This is a genomic window from Roseivivax jejudonensis, assembly GCF_900172265.1.
GTDB classification, from domain to species: domain Bacteria; phylum Pseudomonadota; class Alphaproteobacteria; order Rhodobacterales; family Rhodobacteraceae; genus Roseivivax; species Roseivivax jejudonensis.
In genome coordinates this window covers 169,630-191,147 of the sequence record NZ_FWFK01000006.1, presented here as the reverse complement: position 1 = coordinate 191,147, position 21,518 = coordinate 169,630, and the positions used below count along the sequence as shown (strand labels likewise).

The following is a 21,518-nucleotide window of genomic DNA, read 5'->3' as shown; positions in this document are numbered from 1 at the left end:
GGGATGGCCGCGCATCAGAGCGCGTCCCACTCGATCACGAGTTCGGCCGGGCTGCCGCCCTCGAACGAGGACATCTTCCGGATGCCCGCCTCGTCGGTGATGACGAAGACGAGGTCGTCGCTGCTGGACAGACCGCCCGCCTTGTCGGTCAGGAACGCTTCGAGCATCTCGGTGAAGTCCGCGCTCTCGAACGTCTCGCCCCCGCCGGGCACGTCGCTGTCCACCCAGTCCGTCACGAAGTCGAACTGGTCGCGAGTGAGCGGCGCGTTGGCCTGGCTGAAGGTTTCGGTCGAGACCGAGTCCTCCAGCGCGATGGCCGCCTCGATCGTGCCGCTGCTGCCGCCGCTCGCCCGGTTGGTGAACTCGAGATAGGCGCCCGTGATGGTCACGCTCTCGAGGAACTCGAGATCGAGACCGGTGAAGCGCAGCCCGATGTCCCGGCCGCTGTCGCCAAGTTCCAGATCGGTCTTGGTGACGTTGACCGCACCGCCGCCGGCGTTCTGGTCGGTGTCGTCGCTGCCCGACGCGATGGTCGCCGTGATCGTGCCGCCGGTCGGCTGCTCGGTCACGTTCAGCGTGAAGGTGTCGCTGGCGACGTTGGCGTCGTCATCGGTGGCCGAGACCGTGATCTGATAGGTCCCGATCGACAAGCCGTCGCCGATGGAGACCACGCCGGTCCCGGGATCGATGCTGACACCCGACGGCGCGCCGTTGAGCGAGAAGGTCAGCGGATCGAGGTCGAGATCCTCGAACGCGTCGCCTGCATCGATCGTGGTGCCGTTGCCCACGACCACCGACAGATCGTCGATCGGGTCGACGACGGTGGGCAGGGTGTCGCCCGTGGTCACGAAGGGCGAGTTCGCCGATCCGTTCCCCGGGCTCGATCCGCCCGCCTTCTCCAGCACGAAGCTGTCGAGGTGGAAGCCCTGGCTGCGGCCGTCGATCTGGATCGTGTAGAGCCCCGGCTCCGAGATCTGGAGCTGCGCGTTCGGGTTGCCCGGCACGCCGTCGATCCCGGTCGCGTTGCCCCACGAGCCGTTGTTGGGCCCGCCGAAGAGCTTCACGAAGCCGTCCGCCGTCGGTTCGGCCTCGTTGCCGTTGAGAACGAGGAACTCCTCGATGTCGCCGACGCCCGGATCCTCGGCGTGCTTGAAGTTGAGCCAGATGTCGTTCTGCTGGTCGCTCGCCTCCGTGCCGTCGCGGCTGGCGCGAAGAACGAAGTTGTAGGTCCCCGTCTCTCCTTCCGGCACGAAGATCGTGTATTCCAGCATCTCGTTGCCGCCGACCTGGTTGTCGATCCCGGTCGAGGTGTTGCTGCCGAAGAGGTAGTAGCCCTCGCCCTGGAACCCGGACTGACGGCCCTCGCTGTCGGGGGCGTCGAGGAAGGACCACTTGCCGCCCGGGTTGGTGCCCGCATCCTCGATCTGGATCTTGAAGTAGGCGGCGTTGCCCGAGCCGAGAAGCTGGTAGTAGCCCTCGGGCGCCGGGGTGACCGGATCGCCGACGACCGGACCACCCACGTTCTCGAGGTAGATCGGCCGCGATGTCGGTCCGAGCGGCAGCTCCTGCCCGCCGGCCTCGATCTTGGTGGCGACGAAGGCGATCGGCTGCACGTCGTCCCCGGCAAAGCTGCCCGAGCCCACGTTGTTGTTGATCGGATCGTCGTAGTCGAAGAGCGTCGAGGCGTCGAAGGTGCCGCCCGCGCCGATCGTGACCTCGACGCTCTGGACGTCGAAGGCGTTGTTGGCCTCGAAGGCGTAGCGTTCGAGCCGCGCGTTCACGATGTCGGCGATCCCGTTCGACTGCTCCACCACCGGGTTGAAGCCCTTGGAGAGCGTGATCCGGACCACGTCGCCCGGATCCCCCGAGACGATCACGCTGGGCACGGTGCCGCCGTAGGTGCCGGCCCCGCCCGGGTTGACCCCGTTGACCGTGAGGCCCGGCGCAGTGGCGGTCGGCGCCTCGGTCGCGATCGCGTGCGATCCGGCCGAGCTGCCGTCGGACGCGAGCGATCCGCTCGCGGTCGAGCCGTCGTCGAACAGGACCGTGAAGGTCGACCCGATGAGCTCGTGGCCCGAGATGCCGCCCACGTCCCAGCTCAGGATCGCGGAGCCGTCGATGTCGCCCTTGTCCATCCCGGCGACGGAGTTGGGATCCATGTCGCCCGAGAAACCGACGGTCTCGGTGCTGTTGAACCCGCCGTCGTTCGCCGGATTGAACTTGACCATCGCGCCCTTGAAGCCGCCGTTGCTGGCGCCGCCGGCGCCGCCCGTATTCGGGATCGGATCGATGCCGGGCAGGAAGTAGCCCGTGCCGGTGATGTACGCCCCGGTGTCGCCGTCGCTGTCGATCGCCCAGTTCTTGAAGGCCCCGTCGCCGCCCTGCCCGTCCGGATCGAACACGCTGTCGGGATAGAGCGCGCCCTCGACGTCGATGAAGATCGCCGAGATCGTCTTGTCGCCGGTATTGGTGACCTCGAACGAGCTGCCGCCGAAGTTGGAGGCCTGCACGTTGTTGTTGCCGGTCATGATCGAAAGGTAGGCCGAGCCGATTTCGCCACCGGTGTAGCTGGCGGACGTGACAAGGTCGGACTGCGACGCGAAGGCCTCGAGCGCACCGGTCGGATCGACCGGATCCGGCGGACCCTCGACCTCGCCGGAGAAGCTGGCGATCTCGATACCGTTGACGATCGGGTTGTCGACCAGGTCCTGCAGGAAGTCGATGTCGAGCGTCCCGTCGCTGACCGTGACGTTGTACTTCAGCTCCGTTGCATCCTGACCGCCGCCCAGAAGCGCGGGGTCGATGTTGTCGAGCACGCCGAAGGTCTGGCCCTCGATCGCCACGTCGAACACCCGGTTACCCGGCGCCGTGTTGCCGTCAAAGAGCTCGGCCAGGTGCAGGGTCACGGTGTAGTTGCCGTTTCCGGCGAGATCCGACACCGGGATGTCGTAGCCGAACGGCAGATCGCTCGACCGCGCGGTGTTCATCACCGCCACGGGCACGTCGCCCGGGATGGTGGCGGGGTCGCCGGCGAAGCCGAAAGCGTCGCCGCGATCCTCGGTGACCACGAGGTAGGGCGAGTTCGCCGCGCCCTCCCCGTCGGCCTGCCAGACCACGCCGCCGTCGATCGCCGCGACCTCGGGTCCGAAGGCGTTGATGCGCAGCAGCGCCGGTCCTTCTTCGCCGTCGCCGCCGCCGGTCGAACCGCCGCCGATCTCGATCTGGGCCCCGACCGTCACTTCGGCGTTGCCGTTGCTCGCCGCGTCGGCGATCGCGCCGTCCTGCAGCGTGACCCCGACCTGGGTGTCGTCGACCCATCCGCCGTCCGGCGCCGCGACCGAGTAGCTCGCGACTCCGGCCTCGTAGCCATCGAAGGTGATCGCCGCCGGAACCTCGAACCCGCCGATCGAGAAGGCGAGATCGCCCGCGTCGAAGGTTTCGGGGTCCACGTCGTCCGGATCGGCCAGCGTCACCTCGACGCCGAGCGGACCGTCCGCCGTCTCCGGGTTCACGATCGCGAGGGTCGCGCTCGGCGGCGTCAGGTCGATATCCGGGAGCTTGACCAGTTCGAAGGCGTTGAGAATCGGGTTCTGGATGCCCTCGACGGTGTCCTTGAGAACGCCGAGGTTCAGCACCCCGTCGGTGACCTCGACCGTGGTCGTCAGGACGCCCACGTCGGCACCGTAGGCCGTGCCCGGATCGACGTTGTCGAACGCCGCCGGCACGCTGCCCTCGACCGAGAAGTCGAAGACCCGGAAGCCGCCGGACTGTCCGCCCGAGAACAGCTCCGCCACGTAGAGGTTCACCTGGTAGGTGCCGTTCTCGACGGGCACGTCGTAGGAGAACGAGGCGTCGCTCGACCGCGCGGTGTCGAGCACCGCCTCCGGGACGTCCTCCGGGATCGCCGCGGCGCTGCCGCTGTAGCCGGCCGCGGGTGCGTCGCCCCGGTTGTTCGTCGTCGTCAGGAACTCCGACGGCGCGGCCTCCGTGTCGGCGAGCCAGTTCGGCCCCCCGTCGGTCGCCTGCACCTCGGGACCGAAGGCGTTGACGCGCAGCACGACCTCGGGGGCAGGGGTGCCGTCCTCCGTCGTGACCGCAACGCTCAGGCTCTCGGTCGCTTCCTCGGCGGTGCCGAGCGTGGCGTCGTCGAGCACCACCGACACGTCGAGCACACCGTTCGTCGCCGCGTCGAGGACGGTACCGGCCCGGAGCACGAGCTGTCCGCCCACGATCTCGAAGAGGCTGGCATCGGCCCCCGTGAGGGTGAGCGTGTTGGTCCCCAGCGCGTCGTCCGTGACGACGATGTCGGCGACGGCGATCGGCGCGCTGGTGTCGGTGTCCTCGGTCAGCGACGCGAGGATCGGCGTGACGGTCAGACCAGGCGCCTCGTTCACGTCCGCGACGGTCACCTCGACGGTGCCGGTGGCCGTGCCGTTGGCGTTCGTGGCCTCGACGACGACCTCGTAGACGTTGTCGGTGTCGCCGTCCCCGGGCGCCTCGAAGTCCGGCGCCGCGAGGAAGGTGAGCGCGCCGGTGTCGTCGATTGAGAAGAGCGCGTTGTCGCCCTCCCCGTCCACGAGCGCGAACGATGTCGCGCCCGGCGCGTCAATCACGCCCGCCGCGGCGGCGTTCTCGTCCGCCGCCAGCGCCGTGGTGGTCAGGCGCGGCGCGGGATCGTCCGCCGGAGTCAGCTCGATCAGGTCGACCCGGCCAAGCTCTCCGCCGCCCGCGGTCACCTCGACCGTGAGGTCACCCGCGGTGAACACGGTGTCGAAGCTGATCTCGCGGATGTTGCCGCGCTGGATCGACGTGCCGGTCGGCCCGCCGAACACCGGCGTGCCTTCCTCGAAGGCCCAGGTGCCGATCTCCTCGCCGCCGACGAGGATCCGGCCGATGCTCGATCCGTCGGTCTCGTCGAAATAGCGCACGGTCACGGTGTAGAAGCCCGTCGCGCCGACCGCCGTGGTGTCGGTGGTCACCGACACGGTGCTGTTCTGCGGCGCACGGATGTCCCGCCCGCCAGACGCGGTCGAGATGTTCTCGGCCACGAAGCCGCTGTCGGCGAGGCCGGTGAAGTCCTCGGCCTCGATCACGATCGGCTCGCGCAGGTCCGGCGTGTCGCCCACGGCCAGCGTGAAGGTCTGCGTCGCCGTCTCGCCCTCCGCATCGGTCGCGGTGACGGTGATGTCGAGCGACTGGTTGGCGAGCGCGGTGCCCGAGAAGGTGCCGGTGGCCGGGTCGAAGGTGATCCAGTCCGGCAGCGCGCCGCCGCCGGCAAGGGTCGCCGACAGGGTCAGCGTTTCGCCCGGCACGACGCCGAGGTCGGCATCGGTGAACGCGTCCGCGGGAACGGCGACAGAGATCGCCGCGCCGCCGTCGAGGTCGACATCGGCGAGCGGTGCGCCCGCCTCCGGCGCCTGGTTCACGTTCTCGATCACCAGCGTCACGATGTCGGTCGCCGACAGCGCGCCGTCATCGGTGGCGATCACCTCGACCGACACGGTGCCCACGTCGTCCGGCCCGGGCGAGCCCGACAGGACGCCGAGTTCGGGGTCGATGGACAGCCACGCGGGCGCCCCCTCGCCGAGCGAATAGGTCAGCGTGTCACCGTCCGGGTCGGAGAAGATCGCCTGCGTCTCGAGGATCTGGCCCTCGTCGAGGGTGATCGTGCCGAGCGGCAGGTCCACCACCGGCGCGGCGTTGTCGTCGACGAAGGTGATCGCGAAGGTCGCGGTGGAGGTGATGCCGGAATTGTCCGGCCCGTCCGTCGCCGCGACCGTCACCTCGAAGGTGCCGAAGCTGTCCGGCGTGCCGACGAGCGCGCCGTTCTCGACCGACAGCCACTCCGGGCCCGAGACGAGCGTGAAGGTGAGCGGATCTTCCTCAGGGTCGCTGAAGGCGTCGCCGAGGTCGATGGAGATCGGGTCGAGCGCGGCGAAGGTGCCGCCCTCGAAGCCCGGCTCGGCCACCGGGGCGAAGTTCGCGCCGCTGACCGGGATCAGCGTGATCCCGTCGATCCGCGCGAACTCGCCGCCCTCGGCATCCGCCTCGAGCCGCAGGATCACGCCCTCGCCGACCTCGAGACCGGAGAACACGCGCGCCCGCAGGCTCGCCGCCTGCGCCGCGTTGCCGCCGGTCGTGTCGTCGAAGAGCCAGGCGCCCAGTTCCTCGAACGTCGCGCCGCCGTCCGTCGACGCGAGAAGCCGCGCCGCGCTGACGCCGTCGTTCTCGTCGAAGTAGTCGACCCGCACGTTGTAGAGACCCGCGGTGATCTGGTCGTCGAAGGTGTAGCTGGCGCTGCCCGACGTGTTGCCGAGCAGGCGGATGCCCGCGTCGCCGGACGCCGCCGGCTGCGTCTCCACGAAGAAGCCGCTTTCGAGGTCGAAGTCCTCCGCCTCGATGCTCACTTCCTCGCCGCCGGCGGAATAGACCACGTTCAGCACGAGGTCGGTGCTGATCGTCTCGGTGCCGTCGGTCACGGTCACGGTCATCTGGTAGGGTCCGGTCGCCGGGGCGGGGCCCGACAGCAGACCGCTCGCATCGACGGACAGGCCCTCCGGTGCTCCCGTGAGCGAGTAGCTCAGAGTGTCGCCGTCCGGATCGGAGAAGAACGCCGACAGGTCGATCTCGACGCTGGAGTCGTTGACCACCTGCGCCGGGATGCCCGGAGTCTCGGGCGCGTCGTTCTCGCCGGTCACGGAGATCACGAGGCTGTCCGTGATCGTGGTGTTGCCGTCGCTGACCGCGAACTCGACAGTGATGTCGCCGGTTTCGGTGTCGTCCGGCGGGGTGCCGACAAGGCGCCCGTCCACGATGCTGAGCCAGTCCGGCCCCGACAGCACGCTCAGCGTGAGAGGCTGCTCTTCGGGATCGACGTAGTACTCCGCGAAGTCGAGGTCGTAGGGCGTGCCCTCGGTCGCGCTCTGCGGCGGGATCTCGAACGCCGCAAACGGCGGCAGGTTGTCGGGATCGCCCTCCTCCGGCACGAACTCGATGTAGTCGACGCGGCCGAGCTCTCCGGCGTCGCCGGTGACCGTCAGCGTCAGCGATCCGCCCGCGATCTCGAAGGAGTCGAAGCTGCGCACGCGGATGTTCTGCGCCTGGCCGCCGTTGCCGCTGGTCGCGTCGTCGTTCCACACCCAGCTTTCGCTGCGATCGCCGATGGTCACGGTCGCGGTGCTCTCGCCGTCGTTCTCGTCGAAATAGGCGATGCGGATCGCGTAGGTGCCGGGCTCGAGCGCCGCGAGGTCGAAGGTGGCGGTGCCGGTGTCGTTCTCGGTCACCCGGATCACCTGGCCGTCGGCCGCGCCGAGGCTCTGGGCGAAGAAGGCGCCCGAGAGGGTCAGGTCCTCGGCCTGCACGCGGATCGGCCCGCTGGTCACCACGTCCTCGACGGTCACGTCGAAGGTCGTGCTGACGCTGGACGTGCCGTCGCTCGCGGTCACGGTGACCGGGCCGCCGAGGTCGCCGTCCGCCGGCGTGCCAGACAGGATGCCGGTCGCCGGATCGATGGACAGCCACGCCGGCGCGGCGGGATCGAGCGTGTAGGTGAGCTCGGGCGTGTCGGCGTCGTCGAACACCCCGTTCAGGTCGAGTTCGAAGGCCATGCCCTCGGGCACGGTGGCGTCCTCGGGCGCCGCGACCACGATCGGCGGCAGATCCTCGCCCGTATCGATCGGCGTGAACTCGACGTAGTCGATCCGCGCGAATTCGCCCTGCTCGCGCAGCGAGCTCAGCGTCAGGGTGGAGTCCGAGTCCACCGTCACCGCGGCAAAGGTGATCGTCCGCGCGCTGCCGGCTGCGGCCCCGTTCGACGTCGTGTCGGCGTCGAAGATCCAGGTCTCGCTGCGCTCGTCGATGGTCAGCGTCGCCTGCGCGGTGCCGTCGTTCTCGTCGAAGTAACCGACGGTCACGTTGTACATGCCGGGCACGACGAGCCCGTCGAGCGCGATGCCCGCGGTACCGGCGGTCCGGGTGAAGATCAGCGCGTCTTCGCTCGCGACGCCGTTGCCCTCGGTTTCGTAGCCGCCCGCGTTGGTCAGGTCCTCGGCCTCGATACGCACGGTCGCCGGCGGTTCGGCCGGCGCGACGCCGATGACGAGGTTGCCGTCCTCCTCGGTGACGACGAGGTCCTCCTCGTCGTAGTCCTCGACGAGGGTCACGGTGCTGTCGGCCTCCCCGTCGTCGTCGGTGTCGATGCCGAGCACGGTCGAGCCGCGCTCCACGCTGACGATGCTCGCGCCCGCGCCGCCCTCGACGACGATGCGGTCGTCGCTCTCGAAGCCCGCGATGGTCGTGCCGTCGAGTTCCGCACCGGTGCCGGTGACGCTGTCGCTGCCACCGCTGGTGAGGTCCACCTCGTCCTCGGCGCCGGAGCCGACACCGATCGCGTTGTCGCCGGCGTTGCCCGCGACCTTGACCGTGCCCGTGCCGGTCGCGTCGAAGTTCTCGACCGCGTCGGGCAGCTGGTAGGCGGCGCCGGTCGCGCCGACATCCTCGGACCCGGTATAGACCACGGTGTCGATCTCGTTGGTGCCACCGTCGGCGCCGGGCAGGTCGCCCGGCGCGTCTGCGACCTGCTCGCGCTCGGTCACGTCGCCCACCGCGAGAGTGAGCGCGGCGCTGCCGTCGGGCGTGACGCCCACCTCGGCATCGTCCACGGTCACGGTCACGTCGAGCTGCGTCGCGCTCTCGAAGTCGAGCACCGCGGTTTCGCTCAGGAACAGCTCCGTCCCGCGGATCTCGAACAGGCCGGCATCGGCCCCGTCGAGCGCGAGGTCGGCGGTGCCGAGCGCGTCGTCGGCGACCACGATGTCGGCGATCTTCACGCCGCCGGTCAGGTCCGCATCCTCCGCGATCTCCGCGAGCGCGTTCTCGAGCGTCACGGTCGGCGCCTCGTTCACGTCGTCGACCGGGAGGGTCAGATCGGCCGATCCGGTCCCTGCCCCGTCCGTCGCGGTCACGCCGACCGACAGGCTCGCCGCCGTCTCGAAGTCGAGCACGGTGCCCGCCACGAGGTGCAGCTCGGGCCCGGCGGTGCCGTCCACGATGGTGAACAGACCGGCGTCGTCGCCGGTGACCGACAGCGCGACCGCGCTCAGCCCGTCATCGGTCACCACGATATCGGCGATCTTGACCGACTGCGTGGTGTCCGCGTCTTCCGGCAGACTCGCGACCACGGTCTCGAGCGCGACCGTCGGCGGCACGTCCGCCGGCGGCTCGCCCAGGGCGGTGACCTCGAGATAGTCGTAGGCGACGTCGAAGACCTGCCCCGAAGTCGTGGAGGTCTGGATCGTGCCGGCGCCGAGCGGCGCCCCGTCGAGCACCAGCTGCGCGAGCGTGCCTTCGAGTTCGATCGTGCCGATCGTAAGCGCGTCGACCTCCGGGATCGGGTCGCCGGCGGAGTCGAGGAAGGTCACCGTGGCCGTGGACATCGCCACCGGCGTGCCGGACGTGTCGTCGATGTAGACGTCGAGCACGATCCGCACGTCCGCGATGTCCGCGGCACCGAAGTCGAAGCCGTCCGGCATCGGCGTGACGATGTCGCTCGGCGCGCCGCCGCCCGCGTTGTCCTGGACGATCTGCAGCTCGGGCCCGGTCCGTCCGAAGACCGCCTTGACCATTGTGTTCTGGTCGACACCGATCACGACGCCCGCACCCTGGAAGTCCACGGGCCCCTGCACGCCCGGGCTCGTCGGGTCGAAGTCGGGCAGCGCGAAGGTCGTTTCGACGCGCAGGCCCTCGGCCGCCGAATAGGCAGCGACGAAGGCGTTTTCCTGCGTGTTGTTGCCGCCGAAGTGATCGCCGGGGCCGGCCACCACGTTGAGCGTGCCGCCCGACACCTCAGCGGTGTCGAGGTTGATCTCGGGCGTGTCGGGCTTGTTCGGGCTCCACAGGGACCCGGTGAACCCGGCCTCGAACGGCGTGATCGGATCGTCGCCCTCGGCGCCGAAGTCGAAGCGCACGACCTGCCCGTTGACGAGCGCGGTGCCCGCGTCGGTCGCGTCGTAGACGAAGGTCTCGTCGGTGTTGAGAACGCCGTCGCCGTCGATGTCGTCGTCGTCCGCGTTCAGCACGCCGTCGCCGTCCAGATCGCCCTCCGGGCTCGCATCCTGCGGCGGCGGGGGCACGTCGTTGTCGGTCAGCGTGACGATGCCCTCTGCATCATCGATGACAACGGTTCTGGTCGGCGCGACAGCGGCGTCGATCACGACGCTGAACGCCTCGTCGCCTTCGACGTCGGTGTCCCCGAGAAGCGGGATGTCGACCGTTATCGTGCCGGTTCCACCCGCGGGGATCACGGCCGTGCCGCCAGTGACCGCGGTGTAATCGGTGCCCGCGGTCGCGGTGCCGTCGACGGTCGAATACGTGACCGTCACGTCCTCCGCGTCGTCGCCTGTCCGCGTGAACGTCACGGTGGCGACGCCGGCATCCTCGTCGACGGACACGTCACCCACGGCGACCGTGGCTGTATCCGCATCGTCGTTGTCGATCGTCACGACGATCTCGTCGGTGGCGCCCTCCGTTGTTTCGAGCGTGGTGTCGAGCGAGATCGAGAACGTCTCGTTCGGCTCGACCTCGGCGTCGCCCGCCACCTCGACGGTGACGGTCTGGGTCAGCGCGCCGCCCGGCGTGAAGGTGAGCGTTTGCGAGGTCGCTCCGCCTGCGAAGGCAACGTCGCCGGGAACGGTCGCCGGGACGGTGGCCCCGCCGCCGAGGACCGACGTCAGGTTCACGGTCACGTCGACATCCGACACGGGTGCCTGGCTCAGCGTCACCGTGTACTCGACGGTCGTCGTGCCGCTGTCGCCCTCGGTCACGTTGGCCGCGCCGGTGAGAGCCACTGTCGGGTCACCGACCGGTGCATCGTTGGACACCGCGCGCAGATAGTCGAATTCGGCCGTGAAGCTGTCCGGCGCGATGATGTTGCTGGTATCGACGGCGAGCGCCACGCCGCCGGTTCCGCCGGTCGCCGGGTTCTCGCCGTTGAGAGCCGCCAGCAGGTTCGGCGGCGGGGCGGACGCGGCGAGCGTGCCACCCCCGATCTCGGCGCCGCTTTCGTCGAGGAACGTCACCTCGGGCGTGATCGTACCGGCCGTCCGGTCGAAGGTCATGGACAGCACGACATCGGCGATGTCCGCGAGACCCAGGCCCTCGTCGAGCAGCGTTCCGATCAACGTGTTGGTTTCGGACGTCGATCCGGCATTCTCCTGCGCGACCTGCACGTTCACGCCGCTCCCCGTCACGATGAAGAGCATCTTGTAGAAGTCGCTCTGCGTGCCGGTCCCGATGTTGAACCCGATCAGCGAGAACGGCTGCGTGGACGCGTCGAACGGGTTCGCGAACTTGGTCGTGAACGTCACGCTGTTCTGGCCGGAGACGTCGAGCATCGTCTGGTAGTTGTCCTGGCCCGAATTGTTGCCGCCGATATCGCCCGTCGTGGTCTGGATGACGAGATTGCCCCCCGAGACTTCCGCGGTATCCGTGGTCAGGCTGCCGTAGGGGTCGTCGGGGTCGTCGAAGGGCCCGAACGAGCTGTTGCCCGGCACGATCTGGACACCGGTAAGGCCCGACGACCCGTCGAGCGGGTCCGTCGTGTCGGTGTCGAAATCGAGCGAGATCGTCTGACCGCCCAGAAGGACATTGTCCATTCCGTTCGCGGCGTCGTACGCCGCCGGGTCGAGGTTGTTGAGCAGCCCGTCCGCGTCCACGTCGGTCGGATCGGTCGCGACTTCCGGGACCACCGAGACCGAGAAGGTCGCGCTTGCATCGACGGCGGCCCCGACATCGGGGTCGTCCACCAGCACGGTCACGTCGAGGCTCGGGTTGTTGACCGCGTCGAGCGCGACATTCGCCTGCAGGAACAACTCGCGTCCCACGATCTCGAACAGGTTCGCATCATCGCCGCCGAGGCTCAGCACGTTCGTGCCGAGCGGGTCGTCGACCACCGTTATGTTGGCGACCTTGATCGGCGCGCTGGTGTCGGTGACCTCCTCGAGCGTTCCGACCACCGTCGACACCACCACGCCACGCGGCGCGTCGTTCACCGTATCGGCCTCGAGCGTGTTGCTGGCGACGTAAATCTCGCCGTTGCGCTTGTTGAGAACCCACAGTTCGCCGTCCGGCCCCTCGCCAAAGCGCACGTCGGTGCGGAAGCTTCCGACGATGTCCTTGAAGTTGCCCTGGACGATGGGCGTGGTGGTCGGATCGCCGTCATGGTCGAGCAGGATCGTCAACTCGGACGGTGTCGCGAAGGTCAGCGCGTCGGGATCCTGTCCCGGCTCGAGTGTGATCGTCTGCGACAGCAGATCGTCGAGCGAGACATGGAAGAAGCGGCCGTTTTCGGCGAAGTCCGCGAAGATGAACTCGCCGTCGAGCTCCGAGCCGTTCTGGATCACGTGACCGCCGGTCAGCGCGGCGCCGATGTCGCCCGCAAAGCCGATATCCTCGCCGGAGTCGAACGGGTCGTGAGCGATGAAGGTCACGGGATAGGTAAAGCCGAAATCGGCTTCGTCCGCCGGCAGGGGCAGCACGCCGGTCGTGTTGCCGCCCTCCTGGGTCACGATGAACGGACCGCTTCGCGTCGGCCAGCCGTAGTTCCCGCCAGCCTCGATCAGGTTCACTTCCTCGAAGTTGTCGAACCCGACGCTCGTGGTGAGGATCACGGTGTCGCCGCTGCCATCCGTCGCGAAGGTGATGGTGCCGGGGTTGCGGAAGCCGAGCGCGTAGACGGCGTCGTTCATCGTCGCATCGCCGACGAACGGGTTGTCGGCGGGCACGCCGTAGGAGTCGCCGTTCGTCTGCTCCGTCGGATCGACGCGCAGGATCTTGCCCAGTCCGTCGTTGTTCTGGGACGCGTTCGCGCCCTGCGACAGGTAGTTCCAGGTGCCGTCGCCGGTCGCCACGTAGAGCAGGCCGTAGTCGTCGTCGCCGGGTTCGGCGTGCGGGTTGAACTCGATCTGGCGGATCGGGTGGTTGAAGCCGGACCCGACATTGCCGATGCGGAACACCTCCCGGTAGCTGTCGGGGTCGATCAGACCGGTCGACTCGTCGATCGTCCATTCGATCACGACCGAGTCGTAGTTCAGCGCGTTCCCGTCGACATCGCTGAGATAGGGGTGGCCCGTCGTGTCGGAGGGCCGCTCCTCGGACAGCGAGGTGTAGAGCTTTCCGTTGGTCTCGAAATCAGGGTGGAAGGCAATGCCACGGAGACCCTGCTGGACGATCGCACCGCCGGAATTGGTCAGCGCGCGCCCGTCGGCCGCGCCATCGGCATAGGCGGCGCCAATGTCGAAGAACACCTCGACCGTGCGCCCTCCGGCGCCGTCGGCCACCAGCTCGTAGATCACGCTGCTGTTGGTCTGCGTGCCTTCGGTCGACACGAAGATCCGCTCTCCGACCGTGTCGAAGGAGTTCATCCGCGGGGCGGCGCCGTTCGCCTCGTTGGGCAGATCCGCGACCTTCGTCAGCACGAGCGACTTGCCCGACGGCGAGATCTCTGGGGCGATCTCGTCGGCATTGACGTAGTCGTTCGGGTACGGATTGTCCGGATGCTGTGTCGATTGCGGCTGCTCGTGCGAGCGCACCACCGTCAGGCTGACGGTTGCCTCGTCCGTCGTCTCGCCGTTGGTCGAAACGTAGGTGAACGTATCCGTCCCGACGTAATCCGGGTCCGGCGAGTAGTAGAGTTCGCCGTCCACGAGCTGCACACTGCCGTGCTGGGCCTGACCGACGCTCTCGATCGAGATGACACCGCCCTCGGTGTCGCTGTCGTTCAGAAGCACCGCGAGCGGCACCGCGACGGAGTCCTCCGGCAGGCGGAAGGTGTCGTCGCTCGCCGTGACCTCGACCGGGTCCACGATGTCAGGCACCGCCTGGTAGAGCGCGAGCGCGTTGATCTTGGCGTTCTCGATCACGCCGACGCCGGTGACGGTCAGCGTGCCGGTGCCCTCGCCCTCGTCGGGGATCGTCACCTGCACGTCGAGGTCGTAGGCCGCCTCGATGCCGACCTCCTCGACGAGATTCAGGTCGTCCGCGACCAGCTCGCCGTTCACGAAGAGGTCGAACTCGCGCTCGCCCGCCGTGCTGTTGGGCAGGTTCGCGAAGATCTCGGCCAGCTTGAAGGTCAGGATGTAATCGCCCGCCGGGATATCGGTGCGGGTGAACACCAGGTCGGCGCCGTCTCCGTAGAACTCGCTTTCGTAGACCGAGTCGTCGGCGTTGTCGACGCCGTCGCCGGTGAAGTCGACCTTGTCGGCGCTGTTCGGCTGGTACGCGGCGGCCCCCGGCCACTCGGACGCGATCGCGGCGTCGTAGACGTTGCCGGCGGTATCGGTGATCTGCCCGTCGTTGCCCGCGTTGATGCCCCAGACGAAGTCGCCCTTCACCAGCGACGGGCCGGTGTCGGGGGCCTCCGTAACCAGCTCCAGCGTCGCGGTCGAGATGTCGCCGCCCTGGTTGAGCCAGATCGTGTAGGTGCCCGCCGGGAGCGGGCCCGAAAAGCCCGTCCCGTCGCCGAAGGTGGTGCCCTGCTCGTCGCCATCCCCCAGCTCGTCGAGCATGTTGCCGTCCTGGCTGATGGCGGGATTCACGATGTCGCCGGTATTGTAGACGTAGCCGCCCAGCAGCCCCTCGGCGCCGTCGAAGGTGACGGGGTCGACGGCGATGACGCTGCCGTCGTCGAGACCGATGAAGGCCTGCGGCGTGCCGGATTCGGCGGTCTGCCAGTCGCGCAGCACGATGCCCGAGAGCTGCTGGCCCTCGGCCACGGTGAAGGTGATGTAGTCGCGCTCGCGCCCGCCGGGAGCGGAGTCGCCCTGCTGGCTCGCCACGACCGTCGTGATGCCCTCGGCGAGTGTCCCGATATCGGTGGGCGCGGTGCCGTCGTCGGCAAAGTCGCCGCCCGCGACCGGCGTGCCGTTCACGCTGTCGACCGGGCCGTCGTTCGCGGCGATGGTCGTCGCGACGCTGGCCGCGCCGCCCGGCGTGATGCCGATGCCGGACACGGTCACGGCAAAGCCCTCGGCCAGTTCCGGCAGGGTGTCGTCGGCCACGTCGACGCTAAAGCTCTGCGTCAGCGCGCCGCCCGGCGCGAAGGTGAGCGTGAGCTGCGTGCCGCCGGCGGCGAGCTCGGCATCCGCGGGCAGGCTCGCGGGGTCGATGCCCGCGCCGGTCACGTCCACGGTGACGCTGACCTCTTCGGACGGATCGGCGCTCAGCACGACCTCGTAGGTGGCGGCGTCGCCCTCGGCCACCGTCTCGGGGCCGGTGAGCGTCGCGGTCGCGACGTCGTCCGACGCCTCGAATTGCGGCGAGGTCACGCGCAGGAAGTCCCAGGTCGCCTCGAAGCTGTCGAGCGGCTGGTTGTAGTCTGTGGAGGTGACGCCGACCACGCTGGTGCCGTCGGCGATCGCCGCCGCGATGGCGGGTTCGAGCTGCACCGGCGGCGCGGTCAGGAAGCCCGGCGTCTCGGTCGGCCGGGTGCCGCCGAGGACGGCGCCGGTGGCGTCGAAGAAGGTGGCGTATTGCGCCACGGTGCCGGCGGCCTTGTCGATCGCGAGGCTCAGCTCGACCGTAGCGATATCGGACAGCACGAACGGCGCCGCCGCGGCCAGCGAGATCGGGCCCGGCGAGCCGTCGGAGTTGGTGATCTGCAGCGTCTGCGCGTTGCTCGTGGGCAGCTCGGTCTGCGACCAGATCTGTGTCGCGGTGCCGCTGTTGCCGCCAAAGATCAGCTTCTGGAACTGGCCGGGATCCTGCTGCGTGGCGGGATCGCCCTGCGCGATGAGGATGCCGAGCTGCGCATAGTTCGGGATCACCTCGCCGGTGACACCTTGCGCGGCCAGGGTGGCCGGGAACGGGTTGTCGAAGCGGGTGGTGACGAAGATGTCGTTGAGCTCGGGATCGCTGAGGTCCAGCGTCTTGACGAAGTCGTTCTTGGACGCGTCGCCGGGCCCTTGGGACAGGTCGCCGTTCGACGTGTCGATGACGAGCTTGCCGCCGGCCACGGTGACGTCGCGCGCCTCTCCTCCGGCAAGCGGCGAGGTGTCGAGCGCCGTCGCTCCGCCGAGCAGGGCGTCGAACCCGCCCTCAGCGATCGGATCGCCCGCGGTCTCGAAGTCGAGATCGAGGAGCGTGCCACCCGCCGGCACCTGCAGATCGCTGTCGCTCGGCGCGATGCTGATGGTCGCGGCGCCGACGCCGATCTGGCCGCTCGACACGGCGTCGATGGTCACGGCGATGGTTTCCGCGCCCTCGGTCTCTTCGTCGTCGACGATCGGGACCGTCACGGTCGCGGTGGCCTGCCCCACGGCGAAGACCACCGGATCGGGCGTGCCCGCCCCGAAATCGGCGGCGTCGGCGGTGCCGGCGCTCAGGGTGTAGTCGACCGTGATCTCTTCGGACAGATCGCCGGTGCGCGAGAAGGTCAGGACCGCGTCCTCGCCCTCGGCGACCGACACGTCCGCGACCGAGATGGTGGCCGGCGCGGCGGGATCGACCGCCTCGTAGACCACGATGGCCGAATAGCCGGGCTGGCCGGCGGTCACGTCGTCCACCAGCACCTGGATCGTGCCGTCGGTCACGGTCACCGTCTGCGTCAGGACCGACGGCGTGTCGGCACCGCGGCCCTCTCCGGCCGGATCGTAATCGTCGCCGAAGACGACGCCGTTGACCGTGAAGTCGCCGACGCGTTGGCCCGCCGCGTTCTCGCCGTTCGCATCGCCGTGGAACAGCTCGGCGAAGTGCAGCTCTACGACGTAGACGCCGTTGGCGAATCCGTCATAGGTCGAGGTCCAGCTCGCCGCCGCGGAATCGCGGTATGTGTGGTAGGCCGATCCGTCGAGGTCGATGCCCCCGGCGTTGGAGCCGGTATCGCCGAACTTGCCGTCGATGTTGGCGTTCTGGTTGGGCTTCGGCGAGGTGTGATAGGCGTCGCTGTCGGCCTCGAACACGACCGGGTTGCCGAAGGCGTCGGTGATGATGGTGTCGGTCAGCGCGCCGCCATAGGCGTTGTCGTCGTCCTCCTGGCTCACCGGATCGAACGCCAGGTCGCCCGACTGCGCGAGCGTGGTGCCGAGGTTGATCGCGCGAACGACCGTGCCGCGCTCCAGATCGTCGAGGTTCTTCTGCACGACGAACCCGCCCGAGCCGGCCTCGCTGCCGTTGCCCGCGGCGTCGCTGAAGGCGCCGGCCGCGACCGAGATCTCGCCCACGGTGCCGTCTTCCCACGCGCCGCCCGCCGCTGCGATCTCGTAGGTCAGGGTGGCGGTGGTGTCGCCGTCCGACAGGGTGACGCCGGTATAGGTGATGCTGTCGACGTCCACGCCGGTGACGGTGAGTTCAGAGCCGTCGAGCCCGCTGAAATCGTCGGCGTCGAAACCGCCCGCATCGCTCAGCACGACGGTCGCGGTGCGCTCGCCGTCCTGCACGTTCTGCGGGTTCTCGAGGCTGATCTCCTCGATCACCGGTGCGGTCGTGTCGGCGGGCGCGAAGCCGCCGCCGACGCTCCAGACCGCGAGACCGGACAGCTTCGCCTGGTCGATGTCCTCGGGATCCTGCGAGAAGTTGATATCGAGAACGCCATCGGTCACCTCGACCACGACCGATCGGATCAGCTGCTGGCCGGCGCCGCCGGCCTCGGCCTGAACGTCGAGGTTGCTGATGACCTCGGTGCCCTCGAGCTCCACGTCGAAGGTGCGGAAGCCGGTCCCGGTGTTGTCCGCGCCGCCGCCGTGGAAGCCGTGGTAGATCTCGGCAAAGACCATATCGACGAGGTACGTGCCGTTGGGCACCTCGATGGTGTAGCCGAAATCGCCCGCGTTCGAGCGCTCGGACGCGAGGATGGAATCGAGATCGGTGTCCGGGAAGTCGAACGACGACGCGGTCGCGTTGGTATACGCCTTGTTGTTGCCGGTGGTCTCGAAGCCCGGCCCGGAGGACGAGCCGCCGCCGTCACCGATGAAGGTCAGCTCGGTGTCGCGCAGGGTGCCGGTGAAGCTTTCGCCGCCGGTCCCGCCGGCGTTGATCGCGACGACGGGAACGAGCGGCTCGCGCGCCGTGATGCGCACGCCTTCCGCGGTGTCGACGAAGTCGAAGGTCGCCTCGCCGTCGGCGGGATCGAACCCGTCGAAGAAGTCGCCGTCGAAGGTCAGCGTCTGACCGTTGATCGTCAGGATCGCGGAGCCCGCCGCATACTCGACATCGGTGATGTCCTGGCTCGACAGGTCCTCGATCAGCACCGAGTCCTCGGTCGAGAAGTCGGTGATCGTGTCGCCGCCCAGATTGGCGAGCGTGCCGCGCACCTCGTCCGCGCCTGCGCCCGTGGTGATCGTGTTCGTGCCCGCGCCGACGGTGACCACGTTGTCGCTGTCGTTGCCGGTCACGGCCACGTCGGCGCCGGTGGCCGACAGGTCGATGTTCTCGACCGTGGGATCGAGCAGGATGTCGGCCGCCGGCCCGGTGTAGCGCACGGTATCGGTGCCGGGAGTGCCGGGCGCTTCGGCCTCGGACTCGGTCGCGGCATTGATCTCGTTGCCGAAGCCCTCGACGCGGATGACGTCGAAATCGACCGCGGTGAAGAACGTACCCGCGTCCTTCTCGGCGACGATGCCGACCGACGCGCCCGAGGGCAGCGTCGTGTCGCCGTCGCTGATCTCGTGCGTGCCGTCGAGCACGTCGCGCAGCACGCCCTCGGGGATCGTCGCGCCGGGCAGGTCGATCTCGGTATAGCCCGCCTGGCCGTCGAAGCCGTAGCGCGCGTTCAGCTCGTAGCTGCCGCCGATATCCGCGACCTCGATCTGCAGCGTCACCTTCTTCTGGTTCGCCGCGGCGCCGGTCTCCAGCGCCGTGGTCAGCGCGGGATCGGTCACGGTCTGCAGGACGGTATAGGAATCCTCTTCCTCGATCCCGATCTCGAGCCCGAGCTGCCCGCCGCCGATATCGCCGAAGACAAGCCGGACAAAGTTGGACTGCGTGCCGTCGCCGAGCATGAGGCCGGTGACGCGACCGCCGCCGGGCTGATCGGCCCACCAGTTGAAGACCTCGACCTCGGCGATCATGCGCTGGACGTCGGAGTCGAGCCGCACGCCGGTCTGCAGGCCGTCGCGCAGGGAGTTCGCGCCGTCGAGCGCGGTGCCGTCCTGCACCGACTTGATCTGCAGCAGCGGCGCGTTGCCGCCGGGAATGATGTTGCCGGCGTTGTCGAAGAGGCCGTTCTCCTGAACGTCAGGCGGGAAGCCGTCGCCGCGGTCGGTGACGCCGTCGTTGTTGTCGTCGAAGGTGCCGGTGCGCGCGTCGCGGTTCGGCGTCACGCCGTCGAGCGCGGCGCCCAACAGGCCGGTATCGCCCACGGTGCCGGAGAACTCGGGCGTCGCGGCCAGGTCCACTTGGCTAAAGTTGATGACGATCGACTGCCCGGCGCCGAGCGCCAGCCCGTTGTCCGCGTCGAAGTCGAACGGATCGTTGATGTGGTCGACGCCGTCGAGGTCGTTGTCGGTCGGGTCCGCGGGCTCCTGCCCGGCGTAGTTGTTGACGCCGAGCAGCGCGTTGTCCTCGGCGTTGCCGGGCTGGAAGATCTCGATGACCGGACCGTTCTGCTTGTAGATCGCCGCCCACATCGAGCCGCGGAACGCGGTCTCGCCGCCGAACGGGACGAGGTCGTCGCCGATCGAGGCGAGGCCGAGCGGCGCGCCGCCCGACTCGAGGAACTGTCGATCGTCCGCGATGGTCCGGCCCTGCGTCGTGGTGGTCTGCACGATGCCGTCGCCGTCGCGGCCGATGATGTAGAACTGGCCCTGGTTGAGGCTGGCCGCGACGATCGCGCCGACCATGCCGGTCTGCCCGGCCTCCTCGAAGATCGTCGAGGTGTATTCGGCCAGACCGTTGATCGAGCCCTTGCCGGTGTCGATGGCGCCATCGGTGTAGCCCGCCTCGAGGTAGTTGCCCTCGACCGGGTTCAGCGCGTTGACGATCTCGTCGATGTCGGCCGGCAGGCCGATCGGACCGTTCGGATCCTCGACCAGCGAATACTCCCCGGCCGCGGTCGGAATGGTGTAGTTCTCGACGAAGGTGTCCGCGTAGGTGACGCCGGGATCGACCGCGACGACGAACTCGGCGATGAACTGATCGGTGTAGCCGATGCTCTGCAGCCACGCGACGACCTCGAGGAAGTCGCTCGCACCGCCGCCCTTGTCGGCGTTCGACACCATGAGCTTGGCGCCCTGCACGCCCGAGTTGGGCGAGTAGAGCAGACCGGCGCGCGCGCCCTCGGCCCGCGTCGGGTTGGGATGGCCGCCGTAGACGAGCGTCAGCTCGCCCAGGTCGGGATGATCCCACGTATAGGTCGTGGCACCGCCAAGACCGGCCGAGAGTTCGCGCGCGCCGAGATCGTCCGAGCGCGTGACCTCGTGCAGCTGGTCCCAGTTCTGCGGGTCGAAGTTGCCCTCGATCTCGTCGTTGTCCTCGACGAAGAGGTTGGTGGCGATGAAGCCGGTCGGCACGCCGCTTTCGGGCTCGGTGGCGTTGGTGTCTCCGTCCTCATCCTCGCCCGCCGGGCGGCCGCCCCAGTTGTTGTTGGCGCCGTTGTCGTAGGTCCAGACGCGACCGTCCTCGGTCACCTCGACGTCGTAGGGATTGCGATAGCCTGCGGAATAGATCTGCACCGGGCTGTCCGCCAGCAGCTTGGCGCTGTTGAGGCCGTCGTTGCCGCCGAACGGATCGTTCGCGTCGTCGCGCGTCGGGTCGTCGAGCGTCGGCAGGTCGTAAACGTACTGGCGGCCCGACCCGTCGGTCAGGACCGTCATGCCGTTCAACTCGGTAATGTCCACCTCGAGGATCGCGCCCGACAGGGGCTGCTCCTGCTGTCCGGCAAAGTTGTTGGACGGCGCGCCCGTGTTGGCGTTGCCGCCGCTGGCCACGATCGCGCGTTCCGACACCAGCTGCCCGTTCTCGAAGACCTGGATGATCTCGAGCCCGTTGGTGGCGTGGTTCTCCTCCGACCGGGCGAGGCCGCGCACCATGTCCACCGCGTCCCAGCCGTCCTCGGTCTGGCGCAGGCGGGTGATGACGCCGGAGTTCGTGTCGAGGTTCGCGTCGTTGCCGCCCGACCCCGCGCCGATGCGGCTGTCCGAGGAGGTCACCCAGATGTCGACCGCCGGCACCCCGTCGAAGAGCACCGGATCGCCGTTCTCGTCGTGCTGCTGCACCACGTCGATCCCGGTCACCTGGCGGTTCTGGCTGCCATTCGTGGTGCCGTCGTCGTTGTAGTTCTGGATCGCCTTGACCTGGTTCAGCGTCTCGGACGCGGTCACGTAGAACTGCGCGGTGGGATCCGAGTCGCCGGGATCCTTGTCGCCGAACGCGACCGTCAGGATCTTCACGTCGCCATCGACCTCGGTGACGTAAAGCCGGCCATCCGGGCCCCACACCAATGCGGTTGGGCTGTTGATGTTCGCTTGGCCGTTGAGATCGAGTTCGCTCTGGGTGAAATCATTCGTAACAGGCATTGCAAGAGCTCCAGG

The 21,518-nt window shown here is 68.6% G+C and carries 1 protein-coding gene; it reads right to left on the bottom strand.

Going from position 1 to position 21,518, the window contains the following annotated elements; all coding sequences use genetic code 11:
• Nucleotides 1–14 precede the first annotated feature (14 nt).
• Entirely contained in the window at nt 15–21,503 is a 21,489-nt protein-coding gene (locus ROJ8625_RS16325; RefSeq protein ID WP_085792993.1) for a malectin domain-containing carbohydrate-binding protein, read from the bottom strand.
• Between the last annotated feature and the right edge of the window lie 15 nt (nt 21,504–21,518).